We start from the raw sequence: 20430 nt of genomic DNA on the forward strand, positions 1-20430 counted from the left end.
ATGTCCCTGGCACACGAAACTGGAACCGAGTCCTTTGCCTGTCCCCTCCCGCGCGTCCATCACCGCCGTTCATGGCTATGTCCCCCCGGACGTGCTCACCAATGCCGACCTTGCGCAGATGGTCGATACGACCGACGCCTGGATCACCGAGCGTACCGGCATCAAGGAACGGCACATCCTCAAGGGTGAGGGCCTCGGCACCTCGCACATGGGTGCGGAAGCGGTCCGCGGGCTGCTGCAAAAGACCGGCACCCACCCCAGCGAGATCGACCTCCTGATCTGCGCGACGACGACGCCGGACATGCAGTTCCCGTCGACCGCGAACCTGATCTGCGACATGGTCGGCATCAACAATATCGGTTCGTTCGACGTGCAGGCCGCGTGCTCGGGCTTTCTTTATTCGTTGACCATCGCCTCGCAGTTCATCGCCACGGGCACCGCGCGCAAGGTGATCGTGGTCGGCGCCGACAAGATGTCGTCGATCATGGACTATCAGGATCGCGCGACCTGCGTCATTTTCGGCGACGGTGCCGGGGCCGTGCTGCTCGAGCCCAACAATCAGGGTTATGGCATCATGGATGCGCTGATCCGTTCCGACGGTTCGGGCTCGATCCACTTGCACCAGAAGGCCGGCGGCAGCCGCTTGCCGGCGAGCATCGAGACGGTCACGAAGCGCCAGCACTACGTCTATCAGGAAGGCGCGGCGGTTTATAAATACGCCATCGCCAAGATGGCCGAGGTGTCCGGCGAGATCATGACGCGCAACAACCTGCGCGGTGATCAGATCGACTGGCTGGTGCCGCACCAGGCCAACAAGCGCATCATCGAGTCGACGGCCGAACGTATGGGCCTGTCGATGGACAAGGTGATGGTGACGATCCACAAATACGGCAACACCACCAACGCCACGATCCCGCTGTGCCTGTGCGACTACGAGTCCCAGCTCAAGCCGGGCAACAAGCTGGTGCTGGCAGCCTTCGGCGGCGGCTTCACCTGGGCCGGTGTCTACGTGCAGTGGGGCTATGATGGTGGCAAAGCGCCGAAACTCAACGGCAAGGCCGGCCACGCCTGATCACTGATGATGGTGATGATGAACGGATCGCCAGCGGCATTCTGAAAAAGCCGCGGCGGGGGAAGGAAGCGCTATGGCGAAACATCGCGTCGGCATCATCGGACTGGGCATGGCGCTCAAGCCGCATCTCACGAGCCTCGAAGAACTCTCCGACCGCGTCGAGATTGCCGCCTGCTTCACGCCATCGTCCGAGCGGCGCAAGGCGTTCGCCGCAGCCAGCCCGCATCCGGTTGTTGATAGCGTCGATGCTGTTCTCAACGACAAGACGATCGATGTCGTCTTCATCCTGACGCCACCGATGTCGCACCTCGATCTGGTCGAGCAGTGCGCCGCCGCCGGCAAGCACGTGCTGCTCGAAAAACCGATCGATTTCACCAGCGAGCGCGGCGCAAAACAGGTTGCGGCCATGTCAAAGGCCGGCAAGAAGTTCGCAATCATGCTGCAGCATCGCTTCCGCGATGCCTCGCGCAAGTTGCGTGCGGCGGTGAAAAGCGGCGAGCTTGGCGAACTGGTCTCGGCCTCGGCCTCGATCCGCTGGTGGCGGACCCCGGAATATTTCGCCCAGCCGGGCCGCGGCATGAAGGCACGGGACGGCGGTGGCGTGCTGATCACGCAGGCGATCCACACGCTCGATTTATTCCAGAGCCTGACCGGGCCGGTCGCGCGTGTCACGGCGTTCGCCAAGACCTCGCCGCTGCGCAAGATAGATACCGAGGACATCGCCGCGGCCGCTGTCGAATTCGGCAACGGCGCCATTGGCACCATCGATGCGACGACCGTGTCCTATCCGGGCTTTCCGGAGAAGCTCGAGCTCGCTTGCGCCAACGCCACTGCGGTACTGAATGCCGAAACGCTGGATATCTATTACAAGAACGGTCGCCACGTGCATCACGAAGGCGCGGCGTCAAAGAGCGGCGGCGCCGATCCGATGGCCTTCCCGAATGACGCTCACAAGGCGCTGATCGTCGATTTCCTTGACGCCATCGACGGCAACCGCGAGCCCGAAGTCAGCGGCGCGGAGTCGCTCAAGGTCATGCGGCTGATCGAGGCGATGCTGGCGTCGGCCGAGCAGGGCCGGCCGGTTGCCCTCGGCTGACTTCGACTGCGTCACTGATTGCCATTGTTGCGCTAAATCAACGTCCCCGCGTCGGTATCGGGCTAACCAGCCCGTGCGGCCGTCACACTACGTGACGAGGACCGTGGTTCAGCCAGCAAAGGCATTATAGGCGTGGACAAGACACGAGCCTGGTTCCTGTGGGGCGTCATCGCGGCCGTGATCGTTGCCGCCGGGTATGGCGCGTGGCGCTGGTATGGCGCACCGCCGCTGCCGCCGGGGATTGCCAGTGCCAATGGCCGCATCGAAGCGACCGAGATCGACATAGCGGCGAAGACGCCGGGGCGGCTCAAGGACATCATGGCCGACGAGGGCGACTTCGTCACTGCTGGGCAGGTGCTGGCGCGGATGGACACCGAGGTGCTCGAGGCGCAGTTGCGCGAGGCGCAGGCGCAGGTCAGGCGCGCCACCATCTCCATCGATACCGCGCGCAGTCAGGTGGTGCAGCGGCGGGCCGAGAAAGAAGCGGCCACCGCCGTGGTCGCGCAGCGCAAAGCTGAGCTTGACGCCGCGCAGAAGCGCTTTGAACGCTCCGACCAACTGGCGAAGTCCGGCAGCGGCTCGATCGAGAACCTCGACAATGATCGCGCCCGCTACGAAGGCGCCAAGGCGGCGGTGAGTGCGGCCGAGGCCCAGGTCGCGGCCGTCACCTCCGCGATCAGCGCGGCCGAGGCCCAGGTGATCGATGCCGAAGCCGCGGTCGACGCCACGACGGCGACGGTCGATCGCATCAAGGCCGACATCAAGGACAGCACGCTGGTCGCACCGCGCGACGGCCGCGTGCAATATCGTGTGGCGGAGCCCGGCGAGGTGCTAGGCGCCGGCGGCAAGGTGCTCAACATCGTCGATCTTAGCGACGTCTACATGACCTTCTTCTTGCCGACCGGCTCCGCCGGCCGGGTCGAGATCGGCAGCGACGTGCATCTCGTCATCGACGCTATCCCTCAATACGTGGTGCCGGCGCGCGCGACCTTCGTCGCCGATGTCGCCCAATTCACGCCGAAGACGGTCGAGACGGCCGAAGAGCGGCAGAAGCTGATGTTCCGCATCAAGGCCAGGATCGCACCGGACCTGCTGCGCAAATATATCCGCCAGGTCAAAACCGGCCTGCCAGGCACCGCTTATGTGCGGCTGAACCCCGAGGCGAAATGGCCGCCGCACCTCGAGACCAAGCTGCCGCAATGAACGGGCCCGTGACCCCGGCGCCTGTTGCCCGGCTGCGTGACGTCGGACTGCGCTACGGCGCGGTGCAGGCCCTCGCCGGCATTACGCTCGATCTCGCTGCGGGCCGCATGGTCGGACTGATCGGACCTGACGGCGTCGGCAAATCGAGCTTGCTGGCGCTGGTGGCCGGCGCCCGCCGCGTGCAGAGCGGCGAGGTCGTGGTGCTCGGCGGCGATATGGCGAAGGCCAGCCACCGCGGCGCGGTCTGTCCGCGTATTGCCTACATGCCACAAGGTCTCGGCAAGAACCTCTACGCCATGCTGTCGGTGCGGGAGAATATCGATTTCTTCGCCCGGCTGTTCGGCCAGGATGCGGCCGAGCGGGAGCGCCGCATCGCCGCGCTGACCGAGAGCACCGGGCTGGCGCCGTTCCTTGACCGCCCCGCCGGCAAGCTGTCGGGCGGCATGAAGCAGAAGCTCGGCCTGTGCTGTGCGCTGGTGCACGACCCGGACTTGCTCATTCTCGATGAGCCGACGACCGGCATCGATCCCTTGTCGCGCCGACAGTTCTGGGAACTGATCGGCCGCATTCGCGCCGGCCGGCCGTCGATGAGCGTCATTGTGGCCACGGCCTATATGGAGGAGGCCGCCGGCTTCGACTGGCTGATCGCCATGAATGCCGGGTGCGTCATGGCCGAAGGCACGGTCGACGATCTGTTGCATCGGACGCAGACCACCAGCTTGGAAGCCGCCTTTATCAGCCTGCTGCCGGATGAGCAGCGGCGCGACCATCGCGCCGTGGTGCTCAAGCCGCTGCCGGCGGATCGCACGAACATTGCCATCGAGGCGCGCGGCCTGACCATGCGCTTCGGCGATTTCGTCGCCGTCGATCACGTCAGCTTCAGCATCCCTCAGGGCGAGATCTTCGGCTTCCTCGGCTCCAACGGCTGCGGCAAGACGACGACCATGAAGATGATGACCGGGCTGTTGCCGCCGAGCGAGGGCGAAGCTCGGCTGTTCGGCCTCGCTGTGGATCCGAATGATATGGAGACGCGCCGGCGCGTCGGATACATGTCGCAGGGCTTCTCGCTCTATGGCGAGTTGACGGTGCGGCAGAACCTCGAACTGCATGCGCGCCTGTTCCAGATGCCCGCCGAGCAGATTCCGGAGCGCGTCACGGTGGTCGCGGAGCGTTTCGGGCTTGCCGGCCTCATGGACATGTTGCCCGGGCAATTGCCGCTCGGTCAGCGTCAGCGCCTGTCGCTGGCGGTCGCCATGATCCACAAGCCGTCGCTGCTGATCCTCGACGAGCCGACGTCCGGCGTCGATCCCGTTGCGCGCGACGCGTTCTGGCAAACTTTGATCGACCTGTCGCGCAACGACGGCGTGACCATCTTCATCTCGACCCATTTCATGAACGAGGCCGAACGCTGCGATCGCATTTCGCTGATGCACGCCGGCAAGGTGCTGGCCAGCGACACGCCGGCGGCGCTGGTCGCCAGACGCGGCGTCCGCAATGTCGAAGAAGCTTTCATCGCCTATCTTGAGGACACCGGCGAAGAGGCCCATCCGGATGCCGGACGGCTCTCCCTCCCGGCGGCCACGGCGCGGCCGGCGCCGCGCTTCTTCGAGCCGCGGCGCGTTCTGAGTTATGCCCGGCGCGAAACGCTCGAACTGCTGCGCGATCCCATACGCGCCACGCTGGCGCTGGTCGGCAGCATGATTCTGATGTTCGTCATGGCTTACGGCATCACCATGGACGTCGAGAACCTGACCTTCGCCGTGCTCGACCGCGACCAGACCACCACCAGCCAGAACTTCGTCCTCAACATCGAGGGCTCGCGCTATTTCACCGAGCGGCCGCCGATCACCGACTATGACGATCTCGACCGTCGCATGCGGGCCGGCGAGATCACCCTGGCTATTGAGTTGCCGCCGAATTTCGGCCGTGACCTGCGGCAACCGCGTGCAGATCGGCGCCTGGATCGATGGCAGCATGCCAATGCGAGCGGAAACGATCGAAGGCTACGTGCAGGCCATGCACCAGGAGTGGCTCGGCGCTGCCGGCGGCATGGCCGTGCCGGTCAACATCGCCATCCGCTACCGATACAACCCGGACGTCAAAAGCATCGTCGCCATGGTGCCGGCGGTGATCCCGATGCTGCTGATGCTCATTCCGTCGATGCTGACCGCGCTCAGCGTCGTGCGCGAGAAGGAACTCGGCTCGATCATCAACTTCTACGTGACGCCGACCACGCGGCTTGAATTTCTGCTCGGCAAGCAACTGCCATACGTCGTGCTGGCAATGCTGAATTTCCTGCTGCTGACGCTGCTGGCGGTCACTCTGTTCGGCGTGCCGCTAAAGGGCAGCTTCGCGGCGATGTCCGCCGGCGCGTTGCTCTATGTCGTTTCGGCCACCGCCATGGGGCTGCTGATGTCTTCATTCATGAGGAGCCAGGTCGCCGCCGTGTTCGGCACCGCGATCGTCACCTTGATCCCGGCGACGCAGTATTCCGGCTTCATCGAGCCGGTGTCGGCGTTGGAGGGCTTTGGCGCCATTGTCGGCGCCGTCTATCCGACCACGCATTTCCTGATCATCTCGCGCGGCGCCTTTGCCAAGTCGCTGGGCTTTGCCGAATTGCAGGCGTCGTTCGTGCCATTGGCGCTGGCGGTGCCGGTGCTGATCGGGCTTTGCGCCATGCTGCTGAAGAAGCAGGAGAGCTGACGATGCGGCTAGCCAACATCGTCAATCTCGGCATCAAGGAACTGCGCAGCCTCGGTCGCGACCGCGTGATGCTGGCGCTGATCGTTTATGCCTTTACCGGCGCCATCTACACCGCCGCGACCGCCATGCCCGAGACGCTCAACAAGGCCTCGATCGCCATCGTCGATGAGGACCGCTCGGCGCTATCGACGCGTCTCGTCGCCGCGTTCTACCCGCCACATTTCAATCCGCCGATCCTGATCAGCGCCGCCGAGATGGACGCACGGATGGACAACGGCTCGATCACGTTTGCGCTCGGCATCCCGCCGAACTTCCAGCGCGACGTGCTGGCCGGCCGCAAGCCCGACATTCAGCTCAACGTCGATGCGACGCGGGTCAGCCAGGCGTTCGCCGGCGCCGGTTACATCCAGACCATCGTCGCCACAGAGGTCGCCGCCTTCCTGCAGCATTACCGTGCGGCGACCGTGCTGCCCGTCGATCTGGCGCTGCGCATTCGCTACAACCCGGCCCTCAACAAGTCGTGGTTCGGCGCCGTCATCGAGGTCGTCAATCAGGTCACGCTGCTGTCGATCGTCCTGACCGGCGCGGCGCTGATCCGCGAGCGCGAGCATGGCACCATTGAGCACCTGCTGGTCATGCCGGTGACGCCGTTCGAAATCATGGCCGGCAAGATATGGGCGATGGCGCTGGTGGTGATCGCCGCCTGGACAACGGCGCTGGTTCTGGTGGTGCAGGGCCTGATTGGTGTGCCGGTGCAGGGCTCTCTGGCGGTGCTGCTGGTCGGCGTTGCGGCCAACCTGTTCGCCACCACTTCACTCGGCATCGTGCTGGCCACGCTCGCGCGGTCGATGCCGCAGTTCGCCCTGCTGGTGATTCTGGTCATCGTGCCGCTGGAAATGCTGTCGGGCGGCATGACGCCGCGCGAAAGCATGCCGGCTGTCGTGCAAACCATCATGCTGGCCGCGCCGACCACGCATTTCATCATGCTGTCGCAAGCAGTGCTGTTCCGCGGCGCCGGGCTCGCCGTGGTGTGGCCGCAGTTGCTGGCACTGATCGCCATCGGCGGCGTGCTGTTTGGCATCGCCCTGACGCGCTTCCGCAAGGTGATCGGGGAAATGGTCTGAGCCAAGCGCTCGGCAATAGAAAACGGCCGGGCGATGAGGCCCGGCCGCGGTATCGATGGCGACGAAAGTAGTTACTTGCGCCGTGAGGTCGGCACGTAATCGCGTTCGGTGGCGCCGGTGTAGAGCTGACGCGGTCGGCCGATCTTCTGCTTCGGATCCTCGATCATTTCCTTCCACTGCGCGATCCAGCCGACGGTGCGCGCGACGGCGAACAGCACGGTGAACATCGTGGTTGGGAAGCCCATCGCCTTGAGCGTGATGCCCGAATAGAAGTCGATGTTGGGGTAGAGCTTCTTCTCGATGAAGTACTCGTCATGCAGCGCGATGCGCTCGAGCTCCATGGCGACGTCGAGCAGCGGATCGTCCTTGATGCCGAGTTCAGCGAGGACCTCGTGGCAGGTCTTCTGCATGATCTTGGCGCGCGGATCGTAGTTCTTGTAGACGCGGTGGCCGAAGCCCATGAGACGGTAGCTGTCGCTCTTGTCCTTGGCGCGACGCACGAATTCCGGAATGCGATCGACAGTGCCGATTTCGCTCAGCATGTTGAGCGCGGCTTCGTTGGCGCCGCCATGTGCCGGGCCCCACAGACAGGCGCAACCGGCCGCGATGCAGGCGAACGGGTTGGCGCCCGACGAACCGGCAAGGCGCACGGTCGAGGTCGAGGCGTTCTGCTCGTGGTCCGCATGCAGGATGAAGATGCGATCCATCGCGCGCGCCAGCACCGGGTTCGGCTTGTACTCCTCAGCCGGCACCGCAAAGCACATGTGCAGGAAGTTCGACGCGTAATCGAGATCGTTCTTCGGATAAACGAAGGGCTGGCCGACCGAATACTTGTAGGCCATGGCCGCGAGTGTCGGCACCTTGGCGATCATCCGTAGCGACGCGATCATGCGCTGGGTCGGATCCGAGATGTCGGTCGAGTCGTGGTAGAATGCCGACAGCGCGCCGATCGAGCCGGTCATGATTGCCATCGGATGGGCGTCGCGGCGGAAGCCCTGGAAGAACCGGCTCATTTGCTCATGCACCATCGTGTGGCGCGTGACGCGGTAGTCGAAGTCGGCCTTCTGCGCGGCGGTCGGCAGTTCCCCGTACAGCAGCAGATAGCAGGTCTCGAGGAAGTCGCCGTGCTCGGCGAGCTGGTCGATCGGGTAGCCGCGGTACAGCAGCACGCCTTCGTCGCCGTCGATGTAGGTGATTTTGGATTCGCAGCTTGCCGTCGAGGTGAAGCCGGGGTCGTAAGTGAACATGCCGCTCTGGCCGTAGAGCTTGGAGATGTCGAGGACATCCGGCCCGATGCTGCCCTTGTAGATCGGCAGGTCGTAATTCTTGTTACCGACGGTGATCGAGCCGGTTGCTTTGTTGGCGTCCGTTTTGGCGTCCATGGTCGAACCCTCGGATTTCGGAGCGGCGATGCGCTACTTTATTGGCCTTAAGCCGGACGGGGACGGCGCCAGGGAGGCGCGAGAGGCATCCAGCCTGCATTTCGGTAGCCCATCCGTGTTTGCGCTGCAAGATCGCGCAAACGCAGGGGCTGCCTCGCATATGGGCATGGATTTCGTCGCGGAAAGATTGACGCCGGGAGAATTTAGCCGGTCCGGCGCCGACGCCTCAGCCCGCGGCCTGGTCGCGCAGGCGGGCCAGGCTCTCGATTCGGCCCAGCACGGCCAAAACGTCGAAAATCGGCGGTGAGGTGGTCTTGCCGGTGAGCGCTGCGCGCAGCGGCTGCGCCACTGCGCCAAGCTTGACCGCCGCGGTTTCGGCAAAGCTGCGGACCACCGCTTCGATGGCCGGCCCGGTCCATTCAGGAACCGTCTCCAGCGCGGGGATCAGCTTGCCCAGAAGGGTCTTCGCTTCGGGCGTCAGCAGGCCCCTCGCCTGATCGGTCATGTCCAGCGGCCGGCCGGCCCAGACGAAGCGCGACGCTTCGAACAGCTCGATCAGAGTCTTTGCGCGTTCTTTCAGGCCGGGCATGGCGATCAGCAGCTTGTCGCGCAGTATCGGGTTCATCTTGTCGGCCAGCGCCTGTCCGTTCGGGATGAAGGGCAGCACGTCTTCCAGCGCCTTGAGCAAGTCGGCGTCCGGCATCTGTCGGATATAATGGCCGTTCAGGTTATCGAGCTTGGCCAGGTCGAGCCGCGCCGGCGCGCGGCCGATCGACGGCAGATCGAAAGCGGCAATCATCTCCTCGGTCGAGAAAATCTCCTGGTCGCCGTGCGACCAGCCGAGGCGGACGAGATAGTTCCGTAGAGCCGCGGGCAGGTAGCCGAGCGCGCGATAGGCTTCAACGCCGAGGGCGCCGTGGCGTTTGGAGAGCTTGGCGCCATCCGGCCCGTGGATCAGCGGGATATGCGCCATGGTCGGCACCTGCCATCCAAGCGCCTCGTAGATCTGGGACTGGCGGGCGGCGTTGGTCAGGTGGTCGTCGCCGCGGATGATGTGGGTGACGCCCATGTCGTGATCGTCGACGACGACCGCCAGCATGTAGGTCGGTGAGCCGTCTGAGCGGAGCAGGACCAGATCGTCGAGGTCGGAATTCTGCCAGATGACGCGACCCTGGACCTGGTCCTCGATGACCGTCTCGCCGGTCGTCGGCGCCTTGAGACGGATTACCGGCTTGATGCCCGCCGGCGCCTCAGAGGGATCGCGGTCGCGCCACAGGCCGTTATACAGCTTGGAGCGGCCTTCCTTGCGGGCCGCCTCACGCATGATCGTAAGCTCTTCCTGCGACGCGTAGCAGCGGTAGGCCTTACCGGCGGCGATGAGTTGCTCGACCGCTTCGCGATGGCGGTCGGCGCGGGCGAACTGGAAGATCGGCTCGCCTTCCCAGGTCAGGCCGAGCCAGCTCAGGCCGTCGAGGATGGCGTCGATGGCGGCATCGGTCGAGCGTTCGCGGTCGGTATCCTCGATTCGCAGCAGCATCTTGCCGCCGAAGTGGCGGGCATAGAGCCAGTTGAACAGCGCCGTGCGGGCGCCGCCAATATGGAGGAAGCCGGTCGGGGAGGGTGCGAAACGGGTGACGACAGGTGCGTTCATCGCGCGCCCTGTACCACAGGTCCCGTCACGAGTGGCAAGCCATTTGACATCGAGGTAACCGACACGTCATTGGGGGGCCGGGCAATGCGGCGTCCGGCGGGGCGCGGGCCCGGTCTTGAGCGGCAGGTTTGGAAAAAGCATGGCGAGCGACGACAAGTCTTTGGACAATACCGCGGCGGGCGAAGCCGGCCGCGACTTCATCCGCGATATCGTGGCGGCCGATCTCGGCAGTGGCAAGGTCGGCACCGTGGTCACCCGCTTTCCGCCGGAGCCGAACGGCTACCTGCATATGGGCCACGCCAAGTCGATCTGCCTGAATTTCGGCGTTGCCGCCGAGTTCGGGGGCCGCTGCCACCTGCGCTTCGACGACACCAATCCGGTCAAGGAAGAGCAGGAATACATCGACGCCATCCAGCGCGACGTGCACTGGCTCGGCTTCGATTGGGGCCAGCATCTCTATTACGCCTCCGACTATTTCGAGCAGCTTTACGCCTGGGCTGAGGACCTGATCCGCGCCGGCAAGGCATACGTCGACGACCAGACGCCGGAGGAGATGCGGATCGCCCGCGGCACGCTCACCGAGCCGGGCAAGAACTCGCCGTTCCGCGACCGTTCGGTCGAGGAGAACCTCGATCTGTTCCGCCGCATGCGCGCCGGCGAGTTCCCGAACGGCGCCCGCGTGCTGCGCGCCAAGATCGACATGGCGTCAGGCAACATCAACCTGCGCGACCCGGTGATGTATCGCATCCTGCATGCGCATCACCCGCGCACCGGCACGGCGTGGAAGATCTACCCGAGCTACGACTATGCGCACGGCCAGTCGGATGCGATCGAGCACATCACGCATTCGGTCTGCACGCTGGAATTCGAGGATCACCGGCCCCTGTACGACTGGTTCATCGCCAATCTCAAGGTGCCGTCGACACCGCATCAGTACGAATTCGCGCGGCTCAATCTGACCTACGCCGTGCTGTCGAAGCGCGTGCTGACGATGCTGGTGCGCGACAAGCACGTCTCCGGCTGGGACGATCCGCGCATGCCGACACTGGCGGGCTTGCGCCGCCGCGGCGTACCGCCGGCGGCGTTGCGCGATTTCGTCAAGCGCATCGGCGTCGCGAAGGCCAACAGCACAGTCGATCTCGGCATGTTCGAGTTTTCGATCCGCGAGGTGCTCAACAAGACCGCGCAGCGTCGCATGGCGGTGCTGAAGCCGCTCAAGGTCGTGATCGAAAACTATCGGGAAGGCCAAGTTGATGAGCTGGATGCGGTCAATCATCCCGACGACCCGGCCGCCGGCACGCGCAAGATCAAATTCGGACGCGAACTCTTCATCGAGCAGGACGACTTCATGGAGAACCCGCCGAAGAAGTTCTTCCGGTTGTCGCCCGGCATGGAGGTGCGGCTGCGCTACGCTTATTTCATCACCTGCAAGGAGGTGGTGAAGGACGCTGCTGGCAACATCGTCGAACTGCGCTGCACTTACGATCCGGCGACGCGTGGCGGCAATGCGCCGGACGGCCGCAAGGTGAAGGCGACGATCCACTGGGTGTCGGCGACGGACTCGGTGCCGGCTGAAGTGCGCCTCTACAACCCGCTGTTCGTAAAGCCCGATCCGACCGGGGGCGAGGGCTTCGAGAAAGATCTCAACCCGAACTCGCTCGAGGTCCTGAGCAATGCGCGGCTCGAGCCGTCGCTGGCCGAGATGAATATCGCCGATGCGATCCAGTTCGAACGCAACGGCTACTTCTGCCGCGACAAGGATTCTTCGCCCGGCAAGCCGGTGTTCAACCGCACGGTCGGCCTGCGCGACACCTTCGCCAAGGAAGTTGGCAAGTAAGCCGATCCGTGGGGAGGCAACGCATGGCCTTCGTCGTCAGACGCCTCACCGAGGACGATGCCGAGGCGCTGCGAACGCTACGTCTCGAAGCCTTGCAGACGGTGCCGGAGGCGTTTCTCTCAAGCTACGAAGAGGAAGCCGCCAAGCCGTTCGCATGGTTCAGGACGGTGGCACGCGGCCCCGATCGCAACGCGATTTTCGGCGCCTTTGAAGACGGCGTGCTCGCGGGTATGGCCGGCTTCGTAGCTGGCGAGCGGGTGAAGGAGCGGCATAAGGGCACCCTGGTCGGCGTCTATGTGCGACCCTCGTTGCAACGGCAGGGCGCCGGCCGCGCGCTCGTCGAAGCCGTCATTGCCCACGCCGCGACGCGGGTGACTGTGCTGGAGGCAACGGTGAGCGCCAGCAATCATCCGGCCGTCGCGCTCTACCGGAGCCTCGGTTTCATCCGCTTCGGTACCGAGCCAAAGGCGGTGCAGATCGGCGGTCGGTTCCTCGACAACGACCTGCTGCAAATCGACTTCTCCGGCAGGCCCAGCTAAAGGCGCCGCGCCGGGCCGTTCACAACCGTTCTCCTAGCCACAACCTGTGGCTGCCGTAGCATCGTCTCGGTTGTGGGCGGGTGGCGTCATGGCGGGGCATGCGTCAGGAGGTCCGGGGAAACGAGCGGTCGCCGGCACCATCGCCGCGGGCCGCGGCGCCGGTCAGACCGTGCCACAGGGCGTCGCCTGGGCTCTGCGGGCCCGCCAGACACTTGTAGGATGGGCGGCCACCGAAATCGCGCCGGGCCGCCTCTTGCCGGGGCTACCGGTGGCCTTTGGCGCCGGCATCGCGATCTATTTTACCGCCGATCGGGAGCCCGCCTGGTGGGCCGCCTCGGCTGTGGCAACGCTTGCCCTGGCCATGGTCTTCGCCGCCCGCCGCCATCCGGTCGGATTTCCGCTGGCGCTGGCGGTGGCCGCGATGGCCTGCGGTTTTGCGATCGCGACTTTGCAGACGTTGCGCATCGCACATCCGGTGATGCAGGCCGCAACCTGGCAGGCGCAGGTTGGCGGTTTCGTCGAGATCAGGGAGGAGCGGGCGCGCAGCGACCGCGTCGTCGTCCGCGTCGAGCGCTTCGAAGCGCCACGCATCGCGCCCGCGCCGGAGCGCATCCGCGTCTCGGTGCGGAAGGACACCGCGCCCGCGGTTGGCGCCTACGTATCGTTCAAGGCGCACCTGGCGCCGCCGCTGGCGCCCCTCAGGCCCGGCGGTTACGACTTCGCCCGCGACATGTATTTCCAGCAGATCGGCGCATCGGGCTGGGTCCTCGGCAAGATCATCGTTGAGCCGAAGCGGTCTACGGAAGGCTTGTGGCTGCGTTACGCCGCGGTGCTCGATTCCATTCGCGACGGCATGGACAACCGAATCCGCGCCGTACTCCCGGGCGATCGCGGCTCGATCGCGTCGGCGCTTATCACCGGCAAACGCGACGCCATCTCGCCGCCGGTCAACGACGCCATGTACGTCTCCAGCCTGGCCCATGTGCTATCGATATCCGGCTATCATATGGCAGTCGTCGCCGGCATCGTGTTTTTCGTGATCCGAGCCGCGCTGGCGCTGTTGGCATCGCTCGCCATTCGCAGGCCCATCAAGAAGTGGGCCGCGGCCGGCGCACTGCTGGCTGCGACGTTCTATCTGCTGCTGTCGGGCTCCGAAGTTGCGACCCAGCGTTCCTACATCATGATCGCGATCGTGCTGTGCGGCGTGATGCTTGATCGTCCCGCGGTTACTTTTCGCACCTTGAGCGTCGCCGCGTTCGCCGTGCTCATCATTGCGCCGCAATCTCTGGTGCATCCCAGCTTCCAGATGTCATTCGCGGCGACGTTGGCTCTGGTCGCGACCTATCAGCATTCGCTGCTATGGAAGGTTGATGCCGACAACCCGTGGGCCGCGCGTTTAGCGCTGTGGGGCGGGCGCGAAGCGGCCAGCCTGATCATCGCCTCACTCGTCGCTGGAATGGCGACAACACCGTACGCCGCATTTCACTTCCACCGCATCGCGCCTTACGGCGTGCTCGCCAATCTGCTGGCGATGCCGGTCGTGTCGGTGCTGGTCATGCCGATGGGCATTATCGGCGCGGTGCTGATGCCACTTGGCCTCGATGCCCCGTTTTGGAAATTAATGGGCTTCGGTCTCGACTGGATGATGGCGGTGGCACTGTGGGTCGCGCGTTTGCCCGGTGCGGTAGGCCCGATGCCGGCCTTCGGCATGGGGGCGCTGGCCTTGGCGACCGCCGGCCTGTTGCTGATTTGTCTGCTGCGCTCGCCGCTGCGCTGGAGCGGCGCCGCCGTGCTGGCGGTCGCGATTGGCTGGGCGCTGGCGACTCCGCGGCCTGATGTTCTGATCGCCGCTGATGGCCAGACCGCGGCTGTCCGCGGCAAGAGCGGCCATTGGCTGTTCCTGCAAAAGGCGCGCGACGGCTTTGCTGCGAAAGAGTGGCTACTGGCCGATGGCGACACCCGTCCGGCCGACAGTGCTGCTTTGAACGATGGCGTCCGCTGCGACGCCATTGGCTGCACCGCGAGCCTTCGCGACGGGCGCATCGTAGCCTTTGCGCTCGCCGTCGACGCGTTCGAGGAAGATTGCCGGCGTGCAGCCGTCGTTGTCTCGGCGATCGATGCGCCCGACGATTGCGCGGCGTTGATCATCGATCGTCGTGCGTGGCGACGGGATGGCGCCACCGCGCTTTACGCCGCCGGCGAGCGCTTTGTCACCGAAGTGGCGCGGCCATCGACGGCCGACCGGCCGTGGGCACGTACGCCTGTCGCCGTGAACGAACGTCAGTCATCCATCCGCCGGACCGCGGTGCCGGATGCGACGCCCGGATTAGATGCGATAGAGGCTGGTGACTGAGGCACTGCGTTCATTCCCGGGGACAGCAGGGAATCCAGAACGCCGCCAAGGCAAATCTTGTTGTGGAGTTTGGGGCCCCGCTTTCTCGGGGACGAGCGGATTTTTAGTCTCAATACCGCCGGAACATCGCGACCATCTTGCCCTGAATGCGTACGCGGTTCGGCGGCAGGATGCGGACTTCGTACGACGCGTTGGCCGGTTCAAGCGCGATGGAGGCGCCGCGGCGGCGGAAGCGCTTCAGCGTTGCTTCCTCGTCGTCGATCAGGGCGACGACGATGTCGCCGGTGTCGGCGTTTTCCGAGCGGCGGATGAGCGCGATATCGCCGTCGAGAATGCCGGCGTCGATCATTGAGTCGCCGCGCACTTCGAGGGCGAAATGCTCGCCTGCCGTGAGGAGCTCCGGAGGCATGTTGATGACGTGGCTCTTGGTCTGGATTGCCTCGATCGGCGTACCGGCGGCGATGCGGCCCATGACCGGCACCGAGATCGAACGCGCCGAGTCATCCTCACCTGCAGGCACCGGCCGTACCTTGCCGAGGTTGCCCTCGATGACGCTGGGGTTGAAGCCGCGGGCGCGGCCACTGCCGCCCATGCCGTGAGCGACCGATTCCGGCAGCTTGATTACCTCGATGGCGCGGGCCCGGTTGGCGAGGCGGCGGATGAAGCCGCGCTCCTCCAGGGCCGTGATCAGGCGGTGGATGCCCGATTTCGAGCGCAGGTCCAGCGCATCCTTCATTTCGTCGAAGGAGGGCGGAACACCGGCCTCGGTCAACCGCTCGTGGATGAAGCGCAGGAGTTCGAATTGTTTGCGGGTCAGCATCGCCTGTGGTCTCCCGGTCGCGGATGAGCGCCCCGGTATTAGGCAGGGCTTCTGGGAGGACTCATCCGAAACAAAGCATGAACGGACACTATCTGTTCGATATGTGTTCCGCAACCACTTAATTTGGCGTGAACAACTCTAAAGGCCGCTAAAACGCGAACTTAAGGATGCGGCAGCGTTCGCCGGCCTTGGCCGCCGGGGCAAAAGGCTCGCGAATCAAGAGCCCGCCGGCGCGTGCCAGCGGCGCCATAAGGGAGCTGTCCTGGACCGGTACGGGGGTTGCAATCGGGCCATCCGGACCGGATTCGAGGGTGGCGCGGAGGTAGTCGGCGCGTTCGTCGTTTTCCGGGAGATCGCGGCCAAGAATGGCAAATTCCGGCATGGTGACGACGTCGCTGCGGCCCGACAGCGTGCGGATGAGAGGCGTCAGAAACAGGAAGGCGCAGACATAGGACGACACCGGATTGCCCGGCACGCCGAGCACATGCATGGCGCCCAAACCGTCCCGGGCAAAGCGGCCATGCATCATCGGCCGACCGGGGCGCAGCGCCACGCGCCAGAAGGACAGATCGAGACCTTCCGCCTTCAGCGCCTTCTGCATCAGGTCGTGATCGCCGACCGACGCGCCGCCGCTGGTCAGAAGGATATCGACCCCGGCGTCGCGGGCCCGGCGGATCTTGCCGGCGATGTCGTCGAGGTCATCCCGGGCGATGCCGAGGTCGGTCACCGTACCGCCTTCGGCGCGCACCAAGGCGGACAGCGCAAAGCCGTTCGAATAGACGATCTCGCCCGGCTTCAAGGTGCCGCCCGGCATGATGAGTTCATCGCCCGAGCCGAGCACCGCGACATGCGGGCTTCGGTGCACCGCGAGCCGCGGATAGTTCATGGCCGCCGCCAGCATCAGGTCGCGGTCGCTGAGGCGGCGGCCTTTGGCGAGCAGCGTGTCGCCCTGTTTGAAATCAATGCCGGCGCCGCGAACATTGCGGCCGCTCGCGGTCGGCTTCTGCACGGTGACCTTATCGCCGTCGCGCGCCGTGTGTTCCTGGATTACCACGGTGTCGGCACCGGCCGGCATCACGCCGCCGGTGAAGATGCGCGCCGCCTGGCCCGCGCCGACGGCGCCGTCAAATGGATGCCCGGCCGCGACTTCGCCGATCACCGTGAGCGTCACCGGCACCTGCGCGACTTCGGCGCCGCGCACGGCGTAGCCGTCCATCGCCGAGACCGCGTCGGGAGGCTGCGTGCGCAAGGCGGAGAGGTCAGTGGCAAGGACACGGCCGAGAGCGTCGTCGAGGCTGACGTCCTCGGTCGGCAGCGGCGCGGTGTCGGCCAGCACCCGCGCCAGCGCTTCGGCGACCGGCATCAAGGCCATGACTTCTTCCAATCGCGTATGATCTTGTCCGAAAACCGGTCCCTAATTTTCGGGATCATGCGCCGGCTTCCGCCTTGTACGGCCCCGACTTGCCGCCGGTCTTCTCCAGAAGGCGGATGCCCTCGATGCGCATCGACTTCTCGATCGCCTTGGCCATGTCGTAGATCGTCAGGCAGGCGATCGACACCGCGGTCAGCGCCTCCATCTCGACGCCGGTCTTGCCGGTCACCTTCACCGTTGCCTGGACGAGAAATCCGGGCAGGGAGTGTTCAGGGAAGATATCGACTTCGACCTTGGTGATCGGCAGCGGGTGGCAGAGCGGGATCAGGCCATGGGTGTGCTTGGCCGCCATGATGCCGGCGAGCCGCGCGGCGCCCAGCACGTCGCCCTTCATGGCGTTGCCGGCGATCACCTTGTCGAGGGTCGCCTTGGTCATGATGACCTTGCCCTCGGCCAGCGCCATGCGCTCGGTCGGCGCCTTGGCCGAGACATCGACCATGTTGGCGCGGCCAGACTGATCGATGTGGCTCAACCCCGAGGGCGCAGGGCGCTTGCCGGCCTTCTTTTTCGTTTTCGCCGCGGCTTTGGCTTTGGCCATGGGCTTACTCCGCCGCGGCATGGCTGGAGCGGGTGAGCAGATTGCGGGTCGCCGCGGCGACGTCGGTCTGCCGCATCAGGCTTTCGCCGATCAGGAAGGTCGAAATGCCGACGGCCTCGAGTCGGGTGAGGTCGGCTGGGCCGAAGATACCGCTCTCGCCGACGATCACCCGATCCTTCGGGATTCTCGGGGCCAAACGTTCGCTGACGGCGAGCGAGGTCTCGAAAGTACGCAGGTCGCGATTGTTGATTCCGATCAGGCGCGATTTCAGTTTCAGTGCACGGTCGAGTTCATCTTCCGCATGAACTTCAACAAGAACGTCCATGCCATATGAAAAGGCTGAATTTTCCAGATCCGCGGCCAGACCATCATCGACCGCCGCCATGATGATCAGGATGCAGTCGGCGCCCCAGGCGCGGGCTTCGGCGCACTGATAGGGCTCGAACATGAAATCCTTGCGCAACGCCGGCAGCTTCGTCGCCGCCCGCGCGGCGGTCAGGAACTCCGGCTTGCCCTGGAAGCTCGGGGCGTCGGTCAGCACCGACAGGCAGGTAGCGCCGCCTGCCTCGTAGGCCCTGGCCAGGGCCGGCGGGTCGAAATCGGCGCGGATCAGTCCCTTGGACGGGCTGGCCTTCTTGATCTCGGCAATCAGGGCGTATTCTCCTTCGGCAACCCGGGTCTCGATGGCCCGCAGGAAGCCGCGCGGCGGCGGCAGCGCTTTCGCCTCGGCCTCGAGGTCGGAAAGCGAGCGGGCGCGTTTGGCCGCCGCGATTTCCTCGCGCTTGTACGCCTCGATCTTCTTCAGGATATCGGCCATCGGCTTTGCTACCGCGTGATCGTGTTCAAAACCGGCCGCCACCGGATGGAAGCGGCTATTCCTCGGTTTCGCAGGATACCGCAATCAACCGGTCCAGCCGACCCTCAGCTTCGCCGGAATCGATCGATTTGGCGGCCAGCGCCACGCCCTCTTTGAGGTCGCTGGCCTTGCCGGCGACGATCAGCGCGGCGGCGGCATTGAGCAGGGCGACGTCGCGGAAGGTGCTCGGCTTGCCCTTCAGAACGTCGAGCAGCGCCTTGGCATTGGTGTCGGCATCGCCGCCCTTGAGCGCTTCCGGCTTGCCGCGCGGCAGTCCGGCGTCTTCCGGCGAAATCTCGAAGCTGCGGATATTGCCGCCCTTGAGTTCGGCGACGCTGGTGGTGCCCGAGGTCGTGATTTCGTCGAGGCCGTCGGAGCCGTGGACCACCCACGCCGATTGCACGCCGATATTGTGCAGCACCTGTGCCATCGGCTCGATCCACTGCTTCGAAAAGGTGCCGACCATCTGCCGCTTCACCGAGGCCGGATTCGACAGCGGTCCGAGCAGGTTAAAAATCGTGCGCGTGCCAAGCTCGACGCGGGTCGGGCCGACGTTCTTCATCGCCGGGTGATGCGCCGGCGCGAACATGAAACCGATGCCCGCCTTGGCGATGCAGCGGCCGACTTCGTCGGGCGTGAGGTCGATCTTGACGCCGAGGGCGCCGAGGACGTCGGCGGAGCCTGAACGCGACGACAGCGCGCGGTTGCCGTGCTTGGCAACAGGCACACCGGCGCCGGCCACGATGAAGGCGGCGCAGGTCGAGATGTTGTAGGAGCCGGAGGCATCGCCCCCTGTACCGACGATATCGACCGCGTCGGACGGCGCCTTCACGCCCAGCATCTTCGCGCGCATCGTGGTCACCGCGCCGGTGATCTCGTCGACAGTTTCGCCGCGTACGCGCAGCGCCATCAAAAGACCGCCCATCTGCGACGGCGTCGCTTCGCCCGACATCATGCGGTCGAAGGCATTGGCCGCTTCGTCGCGGGTGAGGCTGGCGCCGGTTGCGACCTTGGCAATCAGCGATTTGAATTCGTCGGCCACGGCGTCTCCTCAACTCGCCAGATGCGCGGGCTCGCGGGAGCCGGCCTGGCGGGCGGCGGCGCTCGATGTCGCGCGGCCTTGTTTCTTGTTCCACTCGGCCGCGATGGCCAGGAAGTTATCGAGCATCAAGTGGCCATGCTCGGAGGCGATGCTTTCGGGATGGAATTGCACGCCGTGCAGCGGCAGTTTTTCGTGCGCCATACCCATGATGATGCCGTCGGCGGTGTCGGCATTGACGCGCAGGCCCGCGGGCAGGGTGGTGCGATCGACGATCAGCGAATGGTAGCGCGTCGCCTGGAACGAACCGTTGATGCCGCGAAACACGCCGGTCGCGTCGTGGCGAATTTCCGACAACTTGCCGTGCATCATCTGCGGGGCGCGGATCACCTTGCCGCCGAAGGCTTGGCCCATGGCCTGATGGCCAAGGCAGACGCCGAGCATGGGGATCGTGGCGGAGGCCTTGGCGATGAGGTCGAGGCAGATGCCGGCTTCGTTCGGCGTGCAGGGGCCGGGCGACAGGACGATCGCTTCCGGCTCCATCGCCATCACGGCGTCGCTCGAGATCTTGTCGTTGCGATGAACGATGACGTCCGCCCCCAGCCCGCCCAGGTAGTGGACGAGGTTGAAGGTGAAACTGTCGTAGTTGTCGATCAGGATGATCATGTTTCGGGCCCGGTCAGGGTCTTAAAGGCTGGGGGCCTGAGGGGTCAAGGCGGCTTCCTCCGCGTCATTCCGGACGTCGCGAAAGCGGCGATCTGGAATCCAGCCATGGGCACCGCGGC

The 20430-nt window shown here is 65.1% G+C and carries 15 protein-coding genes and 1 pseudogene; 8 read left to right on the forward strand and 8 right to left on the reverse strand.

The genetic code is table 11. The annotated features are described in order from the left end of the window. The first annotated feature begins 34 nt into the window (after positions 1 to 34). The 5 genes and pseudogenes from ASD45_RS09095 to ASD45_RS09115 all read left to right on the forward strand — a co-directional run bounded on the left by ASD45_RS09095 (position 35) and on the right by ASD45_RS09115 (position 7198). Entirely contained in the window at positions 35 to 1072 is a 1038-nt protein-coding gene (locus tag ASD45_RS09095; RefSeq protein WP_056911198.1) for a beta-ketoacyl-ACP synthase III, read from the forward strand. Between the two features lie 73 nt (positions 1073 to 1145). Further along, the gene (locus ASD45_RS09100; RefSeq protein ID WP_056911199.1) at positions 1146 to 2168 is read left to right on the forward strand and encodes a Gfo/Idh/MocA family oxidoreductase; all 1023 of its coding nucleotides are present in this window, start codon (positions 1146 to 1148) and stop codon (positions 2166 to 2168) included. Between the two features lie 177 nt (positions 2169 to 2345). Further along, entirely contained in the window at positions 2346 to 3371 is a 1026-nt protein-coding gene (locus ASD45_RS09105; protein ID WP_244485446.1) for an HlyD family efflux transporter periplasmic adaptor subunit, read from the forward strand. Beyond that, a pseudogene (gene rbbA / locus ASD45_RS09110) lies at positions 3368 to 6074 on the forward strand (ribosome-associated ATPase/putative transporter RbbA). Before ASD45_RS09105 ends, rbbA begins: the two are co-directional and overlap by 4 nt. Positions 6075 to 6076: 2 nt before the next feature. Then, on the forward strand, positions 6077 to 7198 hold the full coding sequence (locus ASD45_RS09115; protein ID WP_056911201.1) for an ABC transporter permease: 1122 nt from the start codon (positions 6077 to 6079) through the stop codon (positions 7196 to 7198). Between the two features lie 71 nt (positions 7199 to 7269). On the opposite strand, the gene gltA is transcribed toward ASD45_RS09115, so the two are convergent. Together gltA and gltX are read right to left on the reverse strand one after the other, a co-directional pair. Beyond that, positions 7270 to 8580: a citrate synthase gene (gene gltA / locus ASD45_RS09120; RefSeq protein WP_056911202.1), complete on the reverse strand. Its 1311-nt coding sequence runs from the start codon at positions 8578 to 8580 to the stop codon at positions 7270 to 7272. 226 nt (positions 8581 to 8806) lie between these two features. Next, positions 8807 to 10231, reverse strand: coding sequence for a glutamate--tRNA ligase (gltX, locus tag ASD45_RS09125; protein WP_056911203.1), 1425 nt, complete (start codon positions 10229 to 10231; stop codon positions 8807 to 8809). A 139-nt stretch (positions 10232 to 10370) separates the two neighbouring features. On the opposite strand from gltX, the gene ASD45_RS09130 reads away from it, so the two are divergent. The 3 genes from ASD45_RS09130 to ASD45_RS09140 all read left to right on the forward strand — a co-directional run bounded on the left by ASD45_RS09130 (position 10371) and on the right by ASD45_RS09140 (position 14960). Beyond that, positions 10371 to 12068 (forward strand): glutamine--tRNA ligase/YqeY domain fusion protein, encoded by a 1698-nt coding sequence (locus tag ASD45_RS09130; RefSeq protein ID WP_056911204.1) that lies wholly within the window; start codon positions 10371 to 10373, stop codon positions 12066 to 12068. A gap of 23 nt (positions 12069 to 12091) precedes the next feature. Beyond that, positions 12092 to 12607 (forward strand): GNAT family N-acetyltransferase, encoded by a 516-nt coding sequence (locus ASD45_RS09135; protein ID WP_056911205.1) that lies wholly within the window; start codon positions 12092 to 12094, stop codon positions 12605 to 12607. A gap of 88 nt (positions 12608 to 12695) precedes the next feature. Continuing rightward, positions 12696 to 14960 carry a ComEC/Rec2 family competence protein gene (locus ASD45_RS09140; RefSeq protein ID WP_056911206.1) on the forward strand — a complete coding sequence of 755 codons (2265 nt, stop codon included), beginning with the start codon at positions 12696 to 12698 and terminating at the stop codon, positions 14958 to 14960. A gap of 109 nt (positions 14961 to 15069) precedes the next feature. Here the strand turns inward: ASD45_RS09140 and lexA are convergent, their stop codons facing one another. The 6 genes from lexA to ASD45_RS09170 all read right to left on the reverse strand — a co-directional run bounded on the left by lexA (position 15070) and on the right by ASD45_RS09170 (position 20311). Further along, the gene (gene lexA / locus ASD45_RS09145) at positions 15070 to 15780 is read right to left on the reverse strand and encodes a transcriptional repressor LexA (protein ID WP_056911207.1); all 711 of its coding nucleotides are present in this window, start codon (positions 15778 to 15780) and stop codon (positions 15070 to 15072) included. 148 nt (positions 15781 to 15928) lie between these two features. Then, a complete protein-coding gene (gene glp / locus ASD45_RS09150) occupies positions 15929 to 17152 on the reverse strand; it encodes a gephyrin-like molybdotransferase Glp (protein WP_056912673.1) in 1224 nt (407 codons plus the stop codon). A 55-nt stretch (positions 17153 to 17207) separates the two neighbouring features. Further along, positions 17208 to 17750 (reverse strand): cyclic pyranopterin monophosphate synthase MoaC, encoded by a 543-nt coding sequence (gene moaC, locus ASD45_RS09155; RefSeq protein ID WP_082540736.1) that lies wholly within the window; start codon positions 17748 to 17750, stop codon positions 17208 to 17210. A 4-nt stretch (positions 17751 to 17754) separates the two neighbouring features. Then, on the reverse strand, positions 17755 to 18567 hold the full coding sequence (gene trpC, locus ASD45_RS09160) for an indole-3-glycerol phosphate synthase TrpC (RefSeq protein WP_056911208.1): 813 nt from the start codon (positions 18565 to 18567) through the stop codon (positions 17755 to 17757). 55 nt (positions 18568 to 18622) lie between these two features. After that, the gene (gene trpD / locus ASD45_RS09165) at positions 18623 to 19648 is read right to left on the reverse strand and encodes an anthranilate phosphoribosyltransferase (RefSeq protein ID WP_056911209.1); all 1026 of its coding nucleotides are present in this window, start codon (positions 19646 to 19648) and stop codon (positions 18623 to 18625) included. Between the two features lie 9 nt (positions 19649 to 19657). Next, a complete protein-coding gene (locus ASD45_RS09170) occupies positions 19658 to 20311 on the reverse strand; it encodes an aminodeoxychorismate/anthranilate synthase component II (RefSeq protein ID WP_056911210.1) in 654 nt (217 codons plus the stop codon). Positions 20312 to 20430 lie beyond the last annotated feature (119 nt).

Origin of the sequence: Pseudolabrys sp. Root1462 (genome assembly GCF_001426945.1) — a bacterium.
Taxonomy (GTDB): Bacteria; Pseudomonadota; Alphaproteobacteria; order Rhizobiales; family Xanthobacteraceae; genus Pseudolabrys.

Coding starts and splice junctions, on each gene's coding strand:
- ASD45_RS09100 (WP_056911199.1), top strand. CDS start 1,146: ATGGCGAAACATCGCGTCGGCATCATCGGACTGGGCATGGCGCTCAAG.
- ASD45_RS09115 (WP_056911201.1), top strand. CDS start 6,077: ATGCGGCTAGCCAACATCGTCAATCTCGGCATCAAGGAACTGCGCAGC.
- gltA (WP_056911202.1), bottom strand. CDS start 8,580: ATGGACGCCAAAACGGACGCCAACAAAGCAACCGGCTCGATCACCGTC.
- gltX (WP_056911203.1), bottom strand. CDS start 10,231: ATGAACGCACCTGTCGTCACCCGTTTCGCACCCTCCCCGACCGGCTTC.
- ASD45_RS09130 (WP_056911204.1), top strand. CDS start 10,371: ATGGCGAGCGACGACAAGTCTTTGGACAATACCGCGGCGGGCGAAGCC.
- ASD45_RS09135 (WP_056911205.1), top strand. CDS start 12,092: ATGGCCTTCGTCGTCAGACGCCTCACCGAGGACGATGCCGAGGCGCTG.
- ASD45_RS09140 (WP_056911206.1), top strand. CDS start 12,696: ATGGCGGGGCATGCGTCAGGAGGTCCGGGGAAACGAGCGGTCGCCGGC.
- lexA (WP_056911207.1), bottom strand. CDS start 15,780: ATGCTGACCCGCAAACAATTCGAACTCCTGCGCTTCATCCACGAGCGG.
- glp (WP_056912673.1), bottom strand. CDS start 17,152: ATGGCCTTGATGCCGGTCGCCGAAGCGCTGGCGCGGGTGCTGGCCGAC.
- moaC (WP_082540736.1), bottom strand. CDS start 17,750: ATGGCCAAAGCCAAAGCCGCGGCGAAAACGAAAAAGAAGGCCGGCAAG.
- trpC (WP_056911208.1), bottom strand. CDS start 18,567: ATGGCCGATATCCTGAAGAAGATCGAGGCGTACAAGCGCGAGGAAATC.
- ASD45_RS09170 (WP_056911210.1), bottom strand. CDS start 20,311: ATGATCATCCTGATCGACAACTACGACAGTTTCACCTTCAACCTCGTC.